Source organism: Mesorhizobium sp. M1E.F.Ca.ET.063.01.1.1 (genome assembly GCF_003998155.1).
GTDB lineage: Bacteria > Pseudomonadota > Alphaproteobacteria > Rhizobiales > Rhizobiaceae > Mesorhizobium.
In genome coordinates this window covers 1-680 of sequence record NZ_RZSC01001423.1, presented here as the reverse complement: position 1 = coordinate 680, position 680 = coordinate 1, and the positions used below count along the sequence as shown (strand labels likewise).

General features: G+C 65.9%; 1 protein-coding gene and 1 pseudogene. One reads left to right on the top strand and one right to left on the bottom strand.

Going from position 1 to position 680, the window contains the following annotated elements:
- A pseudogene (locus tag EOA29_RS38985) lies at positions 1 to 325 on the bottom strand (carboxypeptidase M32); the annotation flags it as partial.
- A gap of 152 nt (positions 326 to 477) precedes the next feature.
- Here EOA29_RS38985 and EOA29_RS38980 point away from each other — a divergent pair.
- Positions 478 to 680, top strand: a 203-nt coding sequence (locus EOA29_RS38980) for a DUF1304 domain-containing protein (protein WP_145970140.1), incomplete at its 3' end; no start/stop codon positions are given.

The following is a 680-nucleotide window of genomic DNA, read 5'->3' as shown; positions in this document are numbered from 1 at the left end:
GCTCGGAGCGCATGCGCGCCGTCGTCTGGCGCTCGACGAACTCGACCGGCAGGCAGGTGAGGTTGGTGTATTGCCGGCGCAACTCCCTCACCGCCGCCTGCTGCTCCTCGTTCAGCGCTTCCTCCTCGGCCGCCGCGATCCAGTCGCCGATCTCCGGCGCCGTCGCCCGGGCGTGAAGCATGCCGGCTAGCGCCGACATCGCCTCGGCGCGCTTCTCGCCGCCGCCGACCGCCATATGCGTCGCCTCGTCGGCGCCGAGGATGGCGAGCGCATGCTCCAGCGCTTCGAGCTTGTGGCCGAGGTCGTCGAGTTTCTGAAAGGACATGGCGGCTCCGGTCTGGTCAGCTAGCGAATTGGACGGCGCGAAAAGATACCAACGCGCCAGCCTTGGCAACCCTGCCGCGCAGGGTGCTCAAACCATCTTGCGTGGACAAGCCCGCGCGTGATCAATGCTGGCGTCGAAAGCGGAGGGGGAAAATGATCGGCAACATACTGGTCGCGCTGGTGGCGCTGATCCACTGCTACATCGTCTATCTGGAGATGGTGCTGTGGGATACGCCGCAGGGCCACAAGGCGTTCAGGCTGACGCCGGATTTCGCCAAGGCATCCAAGGTGCTGGCCGCCAATCAGGGGCTCTACAACGGGTTCCTCGCCGCCGGCCTGATCTGGGGGCTCTATCT